16 protein-coding genes and 1 CRISPR repeat array are annotated in these 19298 nt (G+C 42.4%); of the genes, 11 read left to right on the plus strand and 5 right to left on the minus strand.

Annotated features, from left to right (window positions below; all coding sequences use genetic code 11):
• Window positions 1-1640, minus strand: a 1640-nt coding sequence (locus HWQ41_RS07770) for a tetratricopeptide repeat protein (protein ID WP_292761212.1), incomplete at its 3' end; no start/stop codon positions are given.
• A gap of 4 nt (window positions 1641-1644) precedes the next feature.
• Window positions 1645-2136, minus strand: coding sequence for a hypothetical protein (locus HWQ41_RS07775; RefSeq protein WP_292761214.1), 492 nt, complete (start codon window positions 2134-2136; stop codon window positions 1645-1647).
• Between the two features lie 436 nt (window positions 2137-2572).
• Between HWQ41_RS07775 and HWQ41_RS07780 the strand changes: the two genes are divergently transcribed.
• Both HWQ41_RS07780 and HWQ41_RS07785 read left to right on the plus strand, forming a co-directional pair.
• The gene (locus HWQ41_RS07780; protein ID WP_292761216.1) at window positions 2573-2707 is read left to right on the plus strand and encodes a hypothetical protein; all 135 of its coding nucleotides are present in this window, start codon (window positions 2573-2575) and stop codon (window positions 2705-2707) included.
• A gap of 154 nt (window positions 2708-2861) precedes the next feature.
• Window positions 2862-3284: a hypothetical protein gene (locus HWQ41_RS07785; RefSeq protein WP_292761218.1), complete on the plus strand. Its 423-nt coding sequence runs from the start codon at window positions 2862-2864 to the stop codon at window positions 3282-3284.
• Between the two features lie 36 nt (window positions 3285-3320).
• Here HWQ41_RS07785 and HWQ41_RS07790 read toward each other — a convergent pair whose 3' ends face one another.
• Window positions 3321-4550, minus strand: coding sequence for a TetR family transcriptional regulator (locus HWQ41_RS07790; protein WP_292761221.1), 1230 nt, complete (start codon window positions 4548-4550; stop codon window positions 3321-3323).
• A gap of 281 nt (window positions 4551-4831) precedes the next feature.
• Here HWQ41_RS07790 and HWQ41_RS07795 point away from each other — a divergent pair, with 281 nt between their 5' ends.
• From HWQ41_RS07795 to dusB, 3 genes are all read left to right on the plus strand, one after another.
• Window positions 4832-5689, plus strand: coding sequence for a fatty acid desaturase (locus HWQ41_RS07795; RefSeq protein WP_292761222.1), 858 nt, complete (start codon window positions 4832-4834; stop codon window positions 5687-5689).
• A gap of 123 nt (window positions 5690-5812) precedes the next feature.
• Window positions 5813-6646, plus strand: a complete 834-nt coding sequence (locus HWQ41_RS07800) for an Rpn family recombination-promoting nuclease/putative transposase (protein ID WP_292761224.1) — start codon at window positions 5813-5815, stop codon at window positions 6644-6646.
• A gap of 76 nt (window positions 6647-6722) precedes the next feature.
• Entirely contained in the window at window positions 6723-7778 is a 1056-nt protein-coding gene (gene dusB / locus HWQ41_RS07805; RefSeq protein WP_292761226.1) for a tRNA dihydrouridine synthase DusB, read from the plus strand.
• Between the two features lie 410 nt (window positions 7779-8188).
• A CRISPR array of direct repeats spans window positions 8189-9957; the repeat unit is 37 nt; unit sequence GTTTCAATCCCTAATAGGGATTTGGATGAATTGCAAT.
• A 301-nt stretch (window positions 9958-10258) separates the two neighbouring features.
• Here the strand turns inward: dusB and ald are convergent.
• The gene (gene ald, locus HWQ41_RS07810) at window positions 10259-11350 is read right to left on the minus strand and encodes an alanine dehydrogenase (RefSeq protein WP_292761229.1); all 1092 of its coding nucleotides are present in this window, start codon (window positions 11348-11350) and stop codon (window positions 10259-10261) included.
• Window positions 11351-11774: 424 nt separating this feature from the next.
• Between ald and HWQ41_RS07815 the strand changes: the two genes are divergently transcribed.
• The 6 genes from HWQ41_RS07815 (at window position 11775) to HWQ41_RS07840 (ending at window position 18005) form a co-directional block, all read left to right on the plus strand.
• Complete coding sequence (locus HWQ41_RS07815) at window positions 11775-11939, plus strand: chlorophyll a/b-binding protein (protein ID WP_292761231.1); 165 nt, start codon at window positions 11775-11777, stop codon at window positions 11937-11939.
• 364 nt (window positions 11940-12303) lie between these two features.
• The gene (locus tag HWQ41_RS07820) at window positions 12304-12597 is read left to right on the plus strand and encodes a hypothetical protein (RefSeq protein ID WP_292761232.1); all 294 of its coding nucleotides are present in this window, start codon (window positions 12304-12306) and stop codon (window positions 12595-12597) included.
• 74 nt (window positions 12598-12671) lie between these two features.
• Window positions 12672-13739 (plus strand): WD40 repeat domain-containing protein, encoded by a 1068-nt coding sequence (locus HWQ41_RS07825; RefSeq protein ID WP_292761234.1) that lies wholly within the window; start codon window positions 12672-12674, stop codon window positions 13737-13739.
• Window positions 13740-14507: 768 nt separating this feature from the next.
• Complete coding sequence (locus tag HWQ41_RS07830; RefSeq protein ID WP_292761241.1) at window positions 14508-15560, plus strand: permease; 1053 nt, start codon at window positions 14508-14510, stop codon at window positions 15558-15560.
• A gap of 70 nt (window positions 15561-15630) precedes the next feature.
• Window positions 15631-16404 (plus strand): TIGR03943 family protein, encoded by a 774-nt coding sequence (locus tag HWQ41_RS07835; RefSeq protein WP_292761235.1) that lies wholly within the window; start codon window positions 15631-15633, stop codon window positions 16402-16404.
• A 101-nt stretch (window positions 16405-16505) separates the two neighbouring features.
• The gene (locus tag HWQ41_RS07840) at window positions 16506-18005 is read left to right on the plus strand and encodes a hypothetical protein (protein ID WP_292761237.1); all 1500 of its coding nucleotides are present in this window, start codon (window positions 16506-16508) and stop codon (window positions 18003-18005) included.
• A gap of 152 nt (window positions 18006-18157) precedes the next feature.
• Here HWQ41_RS07840 and HWQ41_RS07845 read toward each other — a convergent pair whose 3' ends face one another.
• A complete protein-coding gene (locus HWQ41_RS07845; protein ID WP_292761239.1) occupies window positions 18158-19150 on the minus strand; it encodes an RNA ligase (ATP) in 993 nt (330 codons plus the stop codon).
• Between the last annotated feature and the right edge of the window lie 148 nt (window positions 19151-19298).

The following is a 19298-nucleotide window of genomic DNA, read 5'->3' on the forward strand; positions in this document are numbered from 1 at the left end:
AGTTCTAATGCTTTTTTATACAGTGGTTCCGCTTCGCTGTACCGTCCTTGGGAATTGTAGAGAAAAGCCAGGTTGTTGTAACTGGTGGCGACATCGGGATGCTTTTCTCCCAGCAGCCGTTGGCAGAGTTCTAATGCTTTTTTATACAGTGGTTCCGCTTCGCTGTACCGTCCTTGGGAATTGTAGAGAAAAGCCAGGTTGTTGTAACTGGTGGCGACATCGGGATGCTCTTCGCCCAAGCGGGTTTGTACTACTGATACACATTGCTGACACCAGGGTTCTGCGATCGCATATAATCCCTGTCCAGAATAAAATCTATCTAATCCAATAAAAACCCAAATTAAATTTTCATCACTGACTGCATCAGTCAGATTTTGTGCTATCTCTGCTAAATGTGCGATCGCATCTTTGACACTTGTAATTAACTGTAGAGTTGGTGAAAAGGGAATACTCTGTGCTACTTCTACGAAAACTTTACAAAAGTTATCTTTTTGTTCCTTCGCATTAACTAAATTATTTTGCTTATTTCTCAGAAATTCTTGAATTAGTTGATGTAATTGATAAGTATCTCCACCCTGTAAAAGGTGCAAATTTTCTAATTCAACTCTGGCATCTTCTAATTCTTCAGAATCTTGCTCTGTTGCAGCACCTTCCACCAACGACCAAGGAATTGGAGCCAAAGCAAATAAACTTAGTAAACATCCTAATTGTTGGGCATCATCACTTAATTCTGACCAACTCAACTCAAAAGCCGCCGCTACTCCATTTTTTACGTTTAAAGTCCAAGTGGGGTCATTTTCCTTCACGACTAACGAAGGATGTCCTAAGCCTTTTTCCTCCAACCGTTTTAGCATATCAGCTAAAGTTATGTTGCGTTTCTTTACATACCTGCCAACTAATTGCAAAGCTAGAGGCAAATAGCCCAAACGCTGACAAAGTTCTTTAGCAAGTGCTAATTCTTGGTTTTGCTTTTCTTCTCCAATCAATTGAGCTAGTAATAAGAGTGCGTCTGTCTCTGATAAAACTGACAAAGACAAAGAACCAGCTAAATCTAATTTGAGGCGTGTAGTAATTAGTACTTTGAACTGGGATGGTTGGGGTGGTAGATACGGTTTAACGTGACTGTAATTTGTAACATCATCGAAAACTATTAGCGTCTCCCCCTGTCGCCAATGTTGCCAACACCAACGTACTTGTTCTGGTAACTCCAAATCCTCTGGTGGGTGCAAGCCCAAGTCTGTTGTAGCAAATTGTAATATTTGTAGCCCAATATCTGACTCTCTGGCTCTTAACCAGCAGATACCGCCAGGGTAATTGTCCAACTGTAAATGTAGCAATGAATACTGGATTGCTAATTCGGTTTTACCAACTCCCCCCATACCTTCAACAGCAGCAATTACCACCGAATGATTGCTTTGTAGCTGTTGGTAGAGGCGTTCTAATTCTCTTTCTCGTCCGACAAATTTATCTGTGTTGCTAGCAGGAATATTTTGGGGGAAACCTGTTGGTTTAGGAAGCTCACCCAAATTGTTTACGGTTTTGTAAATCTGGGTAATATTTCCGACTGTAATATTGCCATTAGCCTGGACATCCTTAAAAATTTCTTGTCTGGGAACTTGAGAGTCTGAATGATTAGTCATGATTTCAGGCTTCTTGATTTAAGTTGCCTACATCAATGTTTGTAGCTTTCACCCCTTTGAGCATTTCCTGCTCAACCGAACCATCCCGCGCGGCTTTCTGGCTGATGTCTTTGGCTTTCAAATCACCAGTTAATTCAATCTCACTCAGAACTACCTGACGTATACTTTCATCTTGTGCTTGTAGCTGCTCGACTAGTTCCTTAAGTTTCTGAGCAAACGCTTCATCAGTATCGATTTGGGTTTGCAGTTCATCTTGTAGCTTTGTCTTATTCACTTCCGTAGGTTGATTTTGTGCGCGAGTCAACAACCCATCTGTTCCCTCTGCTTTAAACTTTTCACGGATGGTATTTATTAGAAGCGTAAATGTATCAGTCGCACCTTTACCTAAAGCTTTTCCACCTTCTTTAATTGCCTCTGAGAAAAATAAAGAGACAATTACTGCTGCCGTTAGAGGTTCTACCATCAGCTTGCACTTAGATTTAGTATTAATAGTCATATATACAAACTTACTGTACAACTTTTCGGATTTTTAGGTATTTATAAAATTACGAGTCTTAAAGGGGTAAACAGGGTAGTGCCGCATTACACCTTCGGTACATCCTTACCCCCCTTAATCCCCCCTTATAAAGGGGGGAAATCAGAAATTTGGTTCCCTCCCCTTTATAAGGGGAGGGTTAGGGTGGGGTAATTCGAGGACTGCTAATGATTGGATAACTTATGTGTACACCGTAGCCTTTCCAAGGGGAGTCCTATAGTTGAATTATATTTATGATACTTTTGAGCGCGATCGCCTTCACCATAACTTAGGTTGAGCTAAGAAAACCCATCATCTAATACTCCAACACGATTTCAAAGTACCTCAACATGACTTAGAAGTACTCCGACACGATTTCAAAGTACCTCAACATGAATTGGAAGTACTCCAACACGATTTGAAAGTACCTCAACATGACTTAGAAGTACTCCAACACGATTTGAAAGTACCTCAACATGACTTGGAAGTACTTCAATACGATTTCAAAGTACTTCAACATGACTTTGAGGTATCTGCTGCTGGTCAAGTGTAACTTTTTTAATAAATCTTTCAGTACAATCTACTAAAAATAATTAGGTCGATCTTAATTTGCTTTAATTTTTCCGAGTTATTTCTCAGAGAAGTTTAGGGTTGCATTGGCTAGAGTACATACAGTAATCCTATAACTTCCTTCAGGAGGGCATTTTATGGCACGACTAAAACGCAGTTCACCCACTCTCGAAAAGGCTCTCCGTCGAATTGCAGGAATGCGATCAATTAGCTCTACGCTAGAATTTGGCAACGGATTAAATTTGACAGACTACGACAGCCGCATCCAAACCTTGCAAACCGAGCTATCTACCTACAACACTTCACTTTCTAATATAGATGAAATGGCAGGTCGCCTCTCTCTAATTGAAGAAGAATTGCGCGGCTACTCTGAAAAGATGTTAATGAGTGTGGTAACCCATTATGGCAAAGACAGTTTGCAATATATCCAGGCGGGAGGCAAGCCACGCAAAAAATTATCACGCCGTTCGAGCAACACTCAATCCCCATCTGAAAGTACAACTACAATCTTGAATGGTGCAAACAACAATGGTAAAGAAACCTCTGTTGTTTTACCCTAATGTTTAATGTTCACTGATAAGTAATCTCCCCATTCCCTATCCCGGCTTATGATCCAAACGGGTGGCTTGTTCTAGGGCGGCTTTTTCTTTGGCTCGGCGGGCATAGGGTTGTAATTGGGCGCGATCGCAACCTGTTAAAATAGTCAAGTTTTCCAAGCTTATCCCCCGCATCAACATTTCTACGCGCCAGGTTTGTTGTGCCTGAGCGACAGATGGCCTTTGTCCTTGGGGAGTTAACAGTCCCTCACTCCATGTTTGCCAACGTGTCTGAAGCTCTGATTCTGAGAGCGGTTTGCCTGTTTCATTCAAAAACATGGCTGTTTGAGCATCTTTACGGCTTTTCAACCATTTGATTAAGGGATTATTGGTGAAAGAGCCATAGCGTTTGCTCAAAATCCACTGATTCACAGGTACTTGACGGACAAATCCTGGGATTGTGATTTGCAAAAAGTGCCCTTGAGTATCATAGATTTGGTGCGATCGCTCCAAGCTAATTATTTCTGTGGCCGATAACCCAGCCCCAAATAACACATAAGCCAAGGCATAATCTCGGATTCCCAATTTCCTGGCTTGTTGCAGAATTTCGTGAACTAAACTAGCTGGTAAATCAGCTACTTCTGTGGTAATGAACCCTCCTTGTAAGCAGTTTGTTGCTGATTCCTCCGAGGATGACATCGCTCCATGTAAAAACAACTCCACCAAATTTTCCAGAAAATCATCCCGATCCTCCCAAAGTTCGTGAAATTCGCTGGTGAACTCAATTACGGCATATCCCAAGATCATCCCATTCAGCAAACTGGCTAATTTTTCTGCGGGTAAATAGGTATTTAAGTGTCCCTGCTGGATTACAGTAGCTAAATACTGAGCTACATAACGGTTTGCCTCTGTTACTCCCCTGCCTAGTGCGCGGCGATTTTCTGCCGGGAATTGGTCGGCTTCACCTACCACAGACCGGACAAACTCTGGCACTCGTTCTAATGCATGTAAGCTATCACTTGCATAATCTTTAAGAGCTTGGTAGACATTGCCGGGAGGCGTAGCCCGCCGCACCAGCGACTCACCTAAATCCTTGAAGGCTGCGGACTCTTCCAGCACAGCCAAAAGCAGTCCATGCTTATTACCAAAATTCCGAAATAGAGTCACTTCGTTGACTTCGGCTTTTTCAGCAATTTGGCGGGTTGTGGTGGCACTGACTCCCTGAGCAGAAAACAACTCAAGTGCAGCTTGAATCAGGCGTTGACGAGTGGAAATGAGTTGAGACGACATAGAAAAATGCAAGTGGCACTTGCAGGAAGATTAGAGTTCTGCTAGCATAGCAAATGTAAGTGGTACTTGCTTTATTCTACCCTACGGGTGATGCTACGCACAGTCGCTAACGCCACTTGCTCATGGGGGAAACCCCTGTCCCCGCAGTGGTTCCCCTTCTTTCAAAGGGAGAAGACCGCGCTGGCTCACTGTAACAAACTGGTGTACAGGGCGGGTAAATCCTTATGGGATTATGCCCGATAAAAAGTAAATCGCTTTATCATCCATCAACAGGAATTTTTATGACCGCAAATTTTGGGGCGATCGCCCCTGAGAGAGGCAACTCACCTCGACTCAGTTGGACAAATGTAGTATTTTTTGCTGCATTTCATGCCTTAGCACTTCTGGCTCCTTGGTTTTTTTCCTGGTCAGCATTAGGTTTATTAGTGTTTCTCCACTGGTTATTCGGGAGTATTGGTATTTGCCTGGGATATCATCGACTACTGAGCCATCGGAGTTTCCAAGTTCCCAAGTGGTTAGAGTATGCGATCGCCCTGATTGGAGCGCTGGCTTTGCAAGGCGGGCCAATATTTTGGGTAGGTGGACACCGCCAGCATCACGCCCACACGGAAGATATTGACCTAGATCCCTACTCTGCCCAAAGAGGATTTTGGTGGAGTCATATACTGTGGATTTTCTACCCGCGTCCAGAATTTTTTGATTACGAAACCTATAAAAAATATGCCCCTGACCTAGCAAGACAACCATTTTATTGCTGGTTGGATCGCTACTTCTTGCTGTTGCAAATACCCTTCGGTTTGCTGCTATATGCCTTAGGAGGATGGTCTTTTGTGATTTACGGAGTGTTTGTCAGGTGTGTCTTGCTTTGGCACTCAACCTGGTTTGTGAACTCAGCATCACACCTGTGGGGTTATCGCACCTTTGATGCCAATGATGGCGCTCGTAATCTTTGGTGGGTATCCATCGTCACCTATGGAGAAGGATGGCACAATAACCATCATACTTATCCCCACATGGCGAAATCTGGGTTGTCTTGGTGGGAAATTGATGTTACTTGGTGGAGCATCCTAGTTTTGCAGACTTTAGGTTTAGCCAAAAAAGTTGTCTCGCGTCCCCCTCAAGGTGCAACTCACGGCTAAATTGCAACTAAACATTATGAATTTGCTAGGCCGACTGCTGATTTGCCGTCGGCTTACTAATTTTTATCAGTAGTATTTCACGGTAAAATAGTAACGGGGCAACTTTCAGCAAATACATCAAGCGTGAAAACTGACAGCATTTTTTATCGCCTTTTTCAAGAATTTCCTGGCATCTTTTTTGAATTAATTGGCAACTCACCCGAAACCGCAGAGGCTTATAAATTCTCCTCAATTGAAATTAAGCAAACTGCATTTCGTATAGATGGTGTTTTTCTCCCAACAGAAGGGGAAGAAAATCCGATTTACTTTGTTGAAGTGCAGTTTCAAACCGACACAGAAATTTATTCACGCCTATTTTCAGAAATTTATTTATACTTACGTCAAAATAAACCTAAAAATTCTTGGCGGGGAGTAGTTATTTATCCCAATCGCAGTCTAGATACAGCAGATATCAAGAATTACAGTGAATTTTTCACTAGCCAGCGTGTAAGTCGCATTTATCTTGATGAATTAGGTGAAACTGCATCGCTGCCAGTTGGAATTGCTACGATTAAATTAGTGGTCGATGAAGAGGATACAGCAATTATCGCTGCTAGGCAGTTAATAGACAGAACCCAGCAAGAAATCAACACTGAACCACAACGGCAGCAGTTACTAGAATTAATAGAGACGATTTTGGTTTACAAGTTTCCAACTATGAATCGAAAGGAGATTGAAAGTATGTTTGGGTTAAGTGATTTGCAGCAGACACGAGTTTATCAAGAAGCCAAGCAAGAAGGTAAGCAAGAAGGTAAGGAAGAAGGTAAGCAGGAAGGAGCGCGTGAAGAAAAGTTTAGAATGATACCTTTGTTATTGAAATTGGGATTGAGTTTTGAAGAAACAGCGAAAGAGCTAGGTTTGAGTTTAGAGGAGGTTCAGCAAGAAATGCAAAAACAGCCTCCAAGTCAGAATATTTAACCTACAATTATCGTTTCTCACAGATACCCCTAAATATTCCTGCTATTTTCCATTTGCACAATTTTTAATTTTTTCTATGATTTCGCTCTCTCCCATTCTTCAAGCTAGACTGTCCCAACCCTTAAAAATTGGCTCCTTCGAGGTTAAAAGTCGGGTTCTCCAGTCGCCTCTATCTGGGGTGACGGATTTAGTGTTTCGCCGTCTCGTGCGTCGCTATGCCCCAGATTCGATGATGTATACCGAAATGGTGAATGCTACGGGGTTGCATTATGTCAAACAGTTACCCAAAATCATGGAGGTAGACCCCAATGAACGCCCAATTAGCGTTCAACTATTTGATTGTCGTCCCGATTTCCTGGCAGAAGCAGCAATAAAGGCAGTTGCCGAAGGTGCTGATACTGTTGATATTAATATGGGTTGTCCGGTAAATAAAATCACTAAAAATGGTGGCGGTTCTTCGTTGTTGCGGCAACCAGAAATAGCAGAAGCAATTGTGCGGGAAGTCGTGAAAGCTGTTGATGTGCCTGTGACAGTAAAAACCCGTATTGGCTGGAATGACAACGAAATTACCATTCTCGACTTTGCCAAGCGGATGGAAGATGCAGGGGCAAAAATGATCACAGTACACGGACGCACCCGCGCCCAAGGGTACAACGGCAATGCCCGTTGGGAATGGATTACGCGTGTGAAAGAAGTGCTTTCTATTCCAGTGATTGGGAATGGAGATATTTTCTCTGTTGAAGCGGCAGTGAGATGTTTAGAACAAACTGGCGCTGATGGTGTAATGTGTTCCCGTGGAACTTTGGGTTATCCGTTTTTGGTGGGAGAAATTGATCACTTCCTGAAAACTGGCGAGATATTACCGCCACCAACCCCAATTGGGCGTTTGGAATGTGCAAGAGATCATTTACAAGCCTTGTGGGAATATAAAGGCGATCGCGGTGTACGTCAAGCCCGCAAGCACATGACTTGGTATGCTAAAGGTTTCGTTGGTGCTGCCGAACTCCGAGGACAGCTAAGTTTAGTTGAAAAGGTAGATCAGGGTTTGGCAATGATTGACCAAGCAATAGAAAAACTGGCTAATGGTTATGAACTAGAAGAAGAAGCGCAAGGTAGTTTAGTAATGCTTTAAAAAATTGATTTTACCACTAGCTTGGGGTGATATAGCGTTTCCCATTCAGATGCGGTACAACATTTATCAAGGGGTGTAGGGGCACGGCAGTGCCCATTGGTGTCAACTTAAGGTGAAAACCAGCCTAGAACCAGCTTTTAGCAGATTATCTCGTTATCTCGTTCCCAGTCTCCGACTGGGAATGCCCCTCATTGAGGCTCCGCCTCCGTAACTTGCGGCAGAGCCACCAGGAGCTACATTTCCAGCCAGAGGCTGGAAACGAGATTTTAAATCAGTTTGGGCTTAAGTTGACACCAATGGGCATTGCTGCTTCTGAACTCGAAGCTTGGATTATTGCAGATTGGAGTAACTCAATAGCTAGACATCCAGATTTTAAAGGTAGACACGAGCGGATGCGTTACTGGCTTAGTCAGGAAAAAACTAATAGGGATTTTGGTGAATTGCAATTATTAATTAGCGGCGCTGCTACCAGTTTATTGCTGGGGTTTCAATCCCTAATAGGGATTTGGATGAATTGCAATTATCAGCATAAGCAGGGTGAATTCCAATGGCAAGTTTCAATCCCTAATAGGGATTTGGATGAATTGCAATCGGTATCTAAGTTAAATAACACTTGTCTTATACGTTTCAATCCCTAATAGGGATTTGGATGAATTGCAATCTTCATCTTCGTTCATAATTCCCAAAAGTAAATGTTTCAATCCCTAATAGGGATTTGGATGAATTGCAATTTTCAACTCCTCTCATCTGATCTTCTAAGTCATTAAGTTTCAATCCCTAATAGGGATTTGGATGAATTGCAATATTGGTAATGGTTGCCAGCCATCACCAGGAAAAGGTTTCAATCCCTAATAGGGATTTGGATGAATTGCAATTCAAACAGGCGATCGCTATCCAATCTCTGTTCTCAAATTTGTTTCAATCCCTAATAGGGATTTGGATGAATTGCAATTTGAAGAGATAGTTAAAACTTGTTACCATTTTCGGATTAATGGTTTCAATCCCTAATAGGGATTTGGATGAATTGCAATACTAAAATAATTTCCTTGGTTGTCTGATATATCTGTTTCAATCCCTAATAGGGATTTGGATGAATTGCAATTTGCTGCCAAAGTATAAACTCCAGTTCCGAGAGCCGTTTCAATCCCTAATAGGGATTTGGATGAATTGCAATCGCCACGCTCCCACTGACCCGACCAAAGACTTTGTACATAGTTTCAATCCCTAATAGGGATTTGGATGAATTGCAATGTGGTAGATGTTTCCACCACGTTTACACCAGTTTCAATCCCTAATAGGGATTTGGATGAATTGCAATTTCTTCAGCAGTCGTTGCAGTGCAAGTATTCAGCAGGTTTCAATCCCTAATAGGGATTTGGATGAATTGCAATCATTAAAAATCGGAGATAGATGCTCTATTGGATCGTTTCAATCCCTAATAGGGATTTGGATGAATTGCAATTGCAATCATTGAATATGAATGCGCTAATGTATCAGTTTCAATCCCTAATAGGGATTTGGATGAATTGCAATCACGAAAAAGCAATAAAACCTTTTATTGCTCCGTTTCAATCCCTAATAGGGATTTGGATGAATTGCAATTTCAGCTGTTCAGTTTGTTCTCAAGGCTTTGCCTGTTTCAATCCCTAATAGGGATTTGGATGAATTGCAATTTACTGAGTCCTCAGTTACCCTCCGGCGGGAGGGTGTTTCAATCCCTAATAGGGATTTGGATGAATTGCAATTGCTTCCTTGCCGCCCGACTGTGACTCCAGTAAGTAGTTTCAATCCCTAATAGGGATTTGGATGAATTGCAATGTAACGTGGCAACGTATTGTGATAGTGGCAGCAAAGCGTTTCAATCCCTAATAGGGATTTGGATGAATTGCAATGAAAATTCTATTGCGCCTGGAGTTTATCTCGAATAGTTTCAATCCCTAATAGGGATTTGGATGAATTGCAATAGTGCGTTGGTTCGTGCGGGTGAAGCGATCGCTACGTTTCAATCCCTAATAGGGATTTGGATGAATTGCAATTGTACTGATTAAAATTAAAAAAAGTTCTACTTTGTTTCAATCCCTAATAGGGATTTGGATGAATTGCAATTCGGTGAGTCGCGGCGACTCATCGCACAGGATGCCCGTTTCAATCCCTAATAGGGATTTGGATGAATTGCAATCGCTGGCTTCTGAAAGCGGTGCTGTATTTGGTTTTCAAGGTGCAGTTGCGCGAACCACTGAATCATAACACAGGGAATAGTCATAGCACAAGATGTAAATCGCTGAAAACCAGTCCCCATAAGGTGCGCGGATGGTTTAAAAGTACCATTGCCCTCAAAGTCTTATATAGATGGAGATGCAACCATTTTTTGCTTATTCTCATTTTGTACACCTACCCATCCGCGCATTTGGCAAGAAAATTAGTCTGATTGCCGATCGCTATCTCTATTAAAATAAGCGATCGCCTAATACTTGCACACCTTAATTTACCAAATCAGGGAATACCTCTTGCACAGCAGGATGGACTAAGTGATGATTCCGCACATTCACACCCTTAGCTAATGCTGGGTTAACCTCCAGTGCCATAATTCCCAAATTCGCCAACTGGACAACATAAGGTAATGTACTGTTATTGAGTGCCTGAGTTGCTGTCCAAGGTACTGCTCCTGGCATATTGGGAACGCCATAATGCACCACACCCTCTTCAACGTATACTGGATTTGTGTGGGATGTAGGGTGTAAGGTTTCTATGCAACCACCTTGGTCAACAGCAACATCAACTATTACAGAACCAGGACGCATTTGTTTGACCAATTCGCGCGATACTAATATTGGTGCCCTACGTCCCAGTACTAAAACTGCACCAATGAGCAAATCGGCTTCTTTGACTGCGGCTTCAATATGGGCTGAGTTGCTGTAAAGCAATTCGACTCTAGAGCCAAAGAGGGTTTCTAGGTAAGATAAGCGCTCGACACTCACATCTAAAATCTGCACGATCGCACCCACGCCCACAGCAATTTTAGCTGCTTCTGTACCGACAACACCACCACCTAAAATTACTACTTTGCCAGGTTTGACTCCAGGGACACCGCCCAAAAGCACACCTCTACCACCTTGCTGACGTTCTAAGAATCTCGCCCCAAATTGTACTGCTAGCCGACCGGCAATCACGCTCATGGGGGTGAGCAAGGGTAGTCTGTTAGCACCAGGTTGTTCTACAGTTTCGTAGGCGATCGCACAAGTGCCACAATCAATTAAATGCTCTGTCAATTTGCGATCGGCTGCTAAATGTAAATAAGTAAATAATATCTGCCCTTTCTGCAAAAATTTATACTCAGATGTCAGCGGCTCTTTGACTTTAACAACCAATTCCCGATTCCAAGCCGTTTCTGATGTGGGGACAATCTCGGCTCCAGCACTTCTGTAGTCGTCATCTGAGAATCCAGCACCATTACCTGCTTGCGTCTCGACGAAGATGCTATGACCATTTTCTCGCAGCACCCGCACACTAGAAGGACTTAACCCTACCCGAAACTCTTGATCCTTATTTTCCTTGGGAACGCCGATTTCCATATATCGCCTCTGATAATTTTTTTGTTTAACTGTAGCCTGCCAATCTCAAGCTTGCTATTTCTATATAGGGGATAGCTGTATTAGAGATAGCTAATCTCTGTCCTAAGTTTCTCAATTTAATCTGAGTAGCCCCAAACTCTTACCCTTGACTATTGCCCCAGTATTTATACAATATATAAAGAATAGTAACAATTTATTAAAAGAGCGATTGTATAGCTCCCGACAAGGAAGCTTTTGCGGAATTTCTCAAGTCATCTTGGCATTCAAGCACTGCAATCAGCTCATAAGTTACCAAATGTAAAGTAACCGTTAAGGGAAAAGAACGAGTCAATTCCTTTAATCTTTACCGCTTATCCACACTTTAAGAGACTTCTGCCAAAAGTCTCATATCAAGTCCCGTTTGCCGAAAAAAGGTTTCTTAAAAATGACACAACCAACGATTACACCTAAACTAGAGGAGCCGAAGTTTGGCTTTAACGAATATGCTGAACGCTTGAATGGTCGAGCTGCAATGATTGGCTTCGCTTTGATGCTGGTGATTGAATATACAAGCAATCAAGGGGTACTATCATGGCTGGGTCTGAAGTAGTGCCAGAAACAAGCCCAAGGTGAAAGTTGTAAGCTAATAATTAAAAGAGTTTCAACCAGCTGGAACAACCAGTTGGTTTTGACTTCAACAATTGATAGTGAAGTACTTTATCCTAGATACTTTAATTAGACTTATTCGGAAATTATTGCCCTAGAATGTAAGCAAGAGAGGAATCGAAATACCTATTAGTGATTGAAATATCATAGACTTGCAACTAGTACATGCAAGGCGATTAATGAGTACACTTCCTCCCCTACTAAAGAAAATCATAATTAGTGTCTGCCTTGGATGAGAAAGGCAAATTGCGGGTGAGGTATTCTTGGTAAATATACACAAAAGGTGAACTGGAACCAACCAAGCTGTGATGAATGCTGTAGTACCTCGTTTTTTGAAGTCAACCTACCGAAAAGAGCCACTAATCAGTGTATTGATGACGATGGGCGTTATGGATGCCCTGATTGGCGGATTTAATGATAGCTGGTCGTTGTTCGCTTTTGGTTTGGGAACGACAGGGATAGCGCTAGCCTTTAAGTTGTGGCGTTTCCAGCAGCGTCGTCCTGTACCAGAGGAGCCTGTAGCGCAACATTATTTGCCCTCTCGTTCTTCTAGTCCGCCTTTACCAATGTTAAGCGTTTCTAAGAAAAAACCACCTCTTTAGGATGTGCAGAGTTATTACTTAATAACTCTGCAAAATTGATTGGGTAACTGTATCTATAAAAGTGAGGAAAAAGAGTGAGTAGTGAGGGAAGAGGTGGGGGTAATTTTCTGCGGCCGTATATTATCCTGGCATTTATGGCAGCTGTTGCCCTTCCAGTGACTATCTGGGAAGGGTTTTACATTCATGAAGCTCATGCTGCCATTGAAGTAACGCCAAACTCCCAAACTACCAACAGCTTTGCTAATGCCCAACTACTTTATACACTCAGAGGACATAACGGAACCGTTAAATCCCTGGCTTTCAGTCCAGATAGCAAAATTCTTGTGAGTGGAGGTTCAGAAAACGAGGGTGTAATTCGCCTGTGGAATCCAGCAAACGGCAAAAAGTTGGGGAATATTAGCAAAGCACACAAAACAGCCGTAGAATCTTTAGTGATTTCGCCAGATGGGCAAACCCTCGCTAGCTGTAGTGATGACAATACGATTAACCTCTGGAGCCTGAAAAATTTAAAATTTAGCCGCTCTTTTGTCGGACATACCAGTAACGTATTATCTTTAGCGGTGTCTCCTGATAGTAAAGTTCTAATCAGTGGAGGTTTGGATGGGATTCGTCTGTGGGATTTGCTACAGCAGCGCCCTCTAGGGACTCTAGTAGGTTTTGATAATTTGATTTATACCCTAGCCATTAGTCCTGATGGACAGACTCTAGCTAGTGGTGACAATAAGGGTGTAATCAAGCTATGGAATTTGAGTACTGGTAAATTAATCAGTGAATTTGTCGCTCATTCTAATGCTGTTAGCGGTGTCATCTTTACACCAGATGGACAAACATTAGTTACTGCTAGCCGCGATCGCACCATAAAACTGTGGAATATTAATACTGGAGAATTAGTCCGCACCCTCATAGGACATAATAACTGGGTGAATGCGATCGCCATTAACTCCGATGGACAAACCCTTGCTAGTGCCGGTAGAGATGGGATTAAATTGTGGAATTTAACTACAGGTGAGTTAATAAATACATTGAGTGGACATACAGACTGGGTAAGCGCGATCGCTTTTAGTCCAAATGGTAAAATTCTTGCCAGTGGTGGATTTGATCAACAAATCAAGATTTGGGGGATTCCACTAAAACGTAATTAACAGCGAAGGGAATCTGAATGACGTGTGGTGAAAAGTGCGTAGTTTACCGCCGTAGGCATCGCGTCACACAATTTTAGATTTTAGATTGAAAAGAGCAATCAAGTCACCGCAAAATCACACGCTGTAGGGGCAATTCATGAATTGCCCCTACAGCGTGTAACATAGTTTAATTTATTCTTGCCCACTTGCTTATCAGCATTTACCGGGTTTGTTAAAATTTAGTCTTGCCTTTTTAGAGTTTTTGTAGTAAAAAATCAACCAAAGCTTAGATCAAATTTTGCCAGAACTAGCCAAAATGAATGATGGTAGCAACCAAGAGCGATGTCTACGATGGGCTGTGACGCTCGATGACTCGCTCTAAGCGAAGCTATGCCGAAGGCTTTACGCTACGCTATCGGTGACGCCAAATGTTGAATAACTGTGAATACTTGATGAAAATCCAGCCGAGCTAATATCTTATCCAGCAAATTACTGTAAGTATAGACATAGATAATTTCAAATCATCTATGCAGTTACTTGCCCTCTAGAATCGGAACAATTTCTGAACTCAGACAATCTTAGAAATGGTCATCAGTAAGTCCACTCAGGTAAAAATCACTATTTCGGTTGACTCAAAGGTTTGCAGCGATTAAGCGCTACTTGCAAGGTAGGACAACTTGCTACTTAAATAATGTTTAATTATCCCGAACTGCTTTTGATCCCCATTTCGATAGAATGAATGACTAGGCAGAACCCTAAAACTCAAAACCGCTTTTGACTGCGACGCCCATGAATCAATTGAACAATGGTTTTACACTATTTCTAAGTCTGCTAGTCGAGGCGATGCCTTTTTTGCTTCTTGGGGTTTTATTCTCCAGTTTGCTGCTGTTTTTTGTTGATGAGCGCAAATTAGTAGAAAAAATGCCCAAAAATCCCCTGCTGGGTGCTTTAGTTGGTAGCATGATCGGCTTTTTATTTCCGGTGTGTGAGTGCGGGAATGTACCGGTAGCGCGGCGGTTCCTAATTCAGGGAGTACCCACACCAGTCGCAATTGGTTTTTTGCTAGCAGCACCAACAATTAACCCAATTGTAATTTGGTCAACTTGGACAGCATTTCGAGATCAGCCAGAAATAGTCGTCTTACGAGTCGTATTTTCCTTAGTAATTGCCACAATTATCGGGTATGTTTTCAGTTTTCAAAAGGACTTAAATCCCATAGTCCAACCTGCGATCGCTCGTTATATGAAGTTTAATCCACCCGCGCCGCCTGAAACCAAACGCCGTGGTAAGCGTTACCAAGTAGAACAGGAAGCAATGGTACCGAATATCTTGCAATCTGGGACTTATATCTTAGGAGGAAAAGCGGGTATACCTCTGCGGATAGATGCTAATTTCGTACCGCCTACTTCAAACTCTACTTCCAATAAACCGCTTGCAGACAAACTGCGCCTAGTTGTGGATAATAGCATCCAAGAATTCCGAGAACTGGGCGGAATCATGGTTATAGGAAGTGCGATCGCTGCTGCTATTCAAGTCCTCGCTCCCCGTGAATTAATTCTCAGTTTGGGTGCTGGGCCAATTACCTCAATTGTGGTCATGCTGATATTAGCAGTAGTGGTGTCAATTTGTTCTACAGTCGATTCTTTCTTTGCTCTATCTTTTGCCTCAACCTTTAGCAGTGGTTCATTGCTGGCATTTCTGGTGTTTGGGCCGATGATTGACATCAAAGGTATTGGTTTGCTGTTATCCATTTTTAAACCCAAAACTATCTTTTACTTATTTGCTTTAGCAGCACAATTAACATTTTTGTTCACCCTTTTCCTGAATTTGCACGTCTTTTAAAAAATTATTTGTCATTTGTCATTTGTCCTTCGTTAATGACTAATGACCAATGACCAATGACTAATGCCCAATGAATAACAAAAATCCCAAATCTAAAATCCCAAATCTGTTACTCCCTTGGCTGGATGCTATAGCAATTACAGCTTGGGGCATTTTGATGTTGAGATATTGGCTAACTAACAAGCTGAACCTGTTGATTCACCCAAATTACATTTGGTTCGTAGTCGTGACTGGTATCAGCTTGATCATTATTGGTTTCTTCAAGATGCAGGAACTTTGGCAACGGCGTAGCCGTGATGTGACGTCAAACACCCCGCATATTAGTTTATTTCCCCCTGGTTGGGGCAGTGCTTTGTTGTTGACTACAGCGATTCTAGGTTTTATCATTACACCGCAAGTTTTTGCTAGTGACAAAGCACTCCAAAGGGGTGTGACGGCTGATTTATTGGGAAGTACACGCGTCAAACCCCAAGCTTTTCGGGCTACTGTTCGTCCAGAGGAGCGATCGCTTGTAGACTGGGTACGCACCGTCAATGTCTATCCAGAGCCAGATACATATACAGGGCAAAAAGTCAAGGTACAGGGATTTGTCATCCACCCGCCCGATATAGGAAAAGAATATTTGTTCTTAGCACGATTTGTCCTAACTTGCTGTGCAGCAGATGCTTACCCTGTGGGATTACCCGTCAAACTACAAGATAATCAAGAGCGTTACTCTCCTGATACCTGGCTGGAAGTAGAAGGACAAATGGTTACAGAAAATTTGTCAGGTAAACGCCAACTTACCATTGCCGCTACCTCTCTCAAAAAGATTCCTCAACCGCAGAATCCTTATAGTTATTAGTCATTAGTCATTTGTCCTTTGTCATTAGTCCTTTGTTGATGACTAACGACCAATGCCCAATGCCTAATGCCCAATGCCCAATGCCCAATGCTTAACGACAAATGATTAAATCTAAAGCATTTATCCAACCACTGGATCGCATAGCGATCGCACTGATGCTACTGCTGAGTGTGCTGATTGGGTTGATGATATTGCAAGGTGATGTGGTGACTGCTCGTGTCCGGGACTTTACCTGGCAAAATCAACAAATTGGGGCAGAAGATAACTCCTTCACTCTCACTTTCAGCCGCCCAATGGTCATCAAAAGCGTCGAGGATAACTTAAAAATCGAGCCACCCCTAGCAGGTAAATTCAGTTGGGCAGGGCGGCGGATGGTTTATACACTGGTGACACCAGCACCCTATGGCACAAATTATAAAGTGCAGTTACAGGAAGCCAAAGATAAGTTTGCGGAGCAAGAAGGCAAAAATCGGGTGATACAGCCCTTTGTTGGTAGCTTCCGCACACGCGATCGCGTCATCCTTTACATCGGAACCGATCAAGAAGAACAGGGACGGTTAGTTCTTTACAACTTGACTCAAGAGCAAAAAAGGATACTTACCCCCAAAGACCTGATAGTAATCGACTTTGAGTCATTTCCTGATGGGGAGAAAATTTTATTTTCGGCTCGCGCTGCAAACAACCAAGACTTACTTTCAGCCCAACTCTACACAGTCACAACAGGCGTTTCTGGTAAATCTGGAAAAGAAGCAGAGCCAGGAGGCAAAGTTGACCTGACTTTAGATAGTAAGGATTATCAAAACCTGAAATTTGACTTATCACCCGATGGGCAAACTATTGTCATCCAGCGGGGAAACAAAACTAATCCTGGCGACTTTGGACTATGGTTTATGCCAGCAACCAGCGACACTTCAGGAGAAAAACCCACCCCCAAACGCCTAAAAAGCCAACCGGGGGGAGACTTTATGATCACGCCAGATAGTAAAGCCGTTGCAGTTGCTCAAGGACAGGGAGCAGCGATTTTACCACTACAAGGTGATGCCAGTAAACCCTTGGATTTTCTGCCCCAGTTTGGTTTGGTACAGGCTTTCTCCAAAGATGGCTCTCAAGCGGCGATGGTAAAGTTTAATACAGATTACACGCGAGATTTATTTTTGGTGACAAACCAAGGTGTGCAGAAACAGCTATTAAAAACTACAGGCTCAATTCTCAGCTGCCAATTTGACATCGCCTCACCCACACTCTACTGTTTGCTAACACAGTTAGTATCCAAAGAACAATATATAGAACAGCCTTATGTGGTGGCAATTGATCTGAAAACCGGGCAACAGAAACCACTGTTAGTATTGCCTCCCGCTCAACGGAATGTGCAAATGAGTTTATCTGCCGACGGTTTGGGCTTATTATTTGACCAAGTAGTACCGCAGACAAACACGACAGCATCATTACCTACAAACACTTTGAAAACCGATGATGGAGATACGATCGCTACCAGTAGCCTATGGTTAATGCCTCTGTTGCCGATCACTGATGCTGCAACTGTAGAAATTAGACCAGAACAACTGCCTTTAGCCGGATTTCATCCCCGATGGCTACCTTGAGAGAATAATTCGTAAGTCGATTTGGAAAGGTCATAGGACTTACGCAAAACTACACCCGGTAGGGGCAATTCATGAATTGCCCTTACAGTAAAATAAGGGTTTCAGCTATTGTTTGCGTAAGTCCTGGGTCAGTTAAGGTTGTCGAGTTGAACCTAATGGAGTTCAGTTCCATCCTTACGGAGCAGATAGCGATCGCTGATCAACTTTAAGACTACTCTACCTATTTCTGGATGCGTTTTCTCAATTACCGGTTGCACAACAACGCCTTCCATGATGCAATTGGGACTGACTACACTATTGGCATTATTGAACTGAGACACCGCTTCCCAAGTGTAAGCACCGATATAAAGCACAGGTACTCTCGGCAAAGCAAATTCCTCGCAAAAAGCCACAAAATCGCTGTAATTGAGAAAATAACTGCCGCGACGCACAGCAAATATAGCAATTCCAATATTGCCATTATTTAAGCCATATTTGATATCTTGTACGCCGTAGATTTCCCCAAAAATCTGAGTTCCTGGCGGAAGTTTCTGGAAAGCTGCGTTTTCGTTGTAAGCACGAATATAAACTAATGTTTTGTTTACTTCGCTGTTTTTCCAGAAGTAATTATGGCTGCCAATTTTAGTTGTGCCATCACCATCAACTAAGACAGTGAAGTTAGTTCCGTGCAACTTCTCTGTTACAACAACTTCTTCACCTTCAATTAGGATGTTTTTGTAACGTTTCAGGTTTTCTGGACTGGGGAATTTGTAATGTCCAATAAAATTCTCTACTTCCCCACTCATCCCTTGAGGAATTGGATATTCGTACTTTGTTACACCAAAATACTCCGTGTAGTCGTCTCCGACATTTCCCATAAAGTTATTACCAACGGGAATAAGCAAACCCTCAGAAAAAATTCCGCGAAGTTTGGCAGCACGCAGTTTTTTCGAGTAGTAGTTACGAATACCAAACTTATCTAAAAAGTTTTCTGGAATAACACTATCAATAGGAAAGTAAAAAGCTAAATCTCCAGGGTGAAAGTTACCTTTGACTATAATTACTTGATACCCCATATCTTCAATAGAGGCAATATCTAGCCGATCAGCATTGGGATGAGGATTAATGCTGTTTATTTTGACAACTTCAACTTTAAAAATACTCATAACTCACCTCTTTGGAAAAAAATGGATTTTAGAAAAACTCTAAATTTAGTACACAGTATGGGTGTACAGTTATAAGTAATCAAGCAGACATGATATAGCGGTTCTCGGCCCTTGTGAGGTACAAGAACCCCACCCCCAACCCCCTCCC

The organism is Nostoc sp. NOS(2021), assembly GCF_017115025.1.
Lineage (GTDB): Bacteria > Cyanobacteriota > Cyanobacteriia > Cyanobacteriales > Nostocaceae > Nostoc.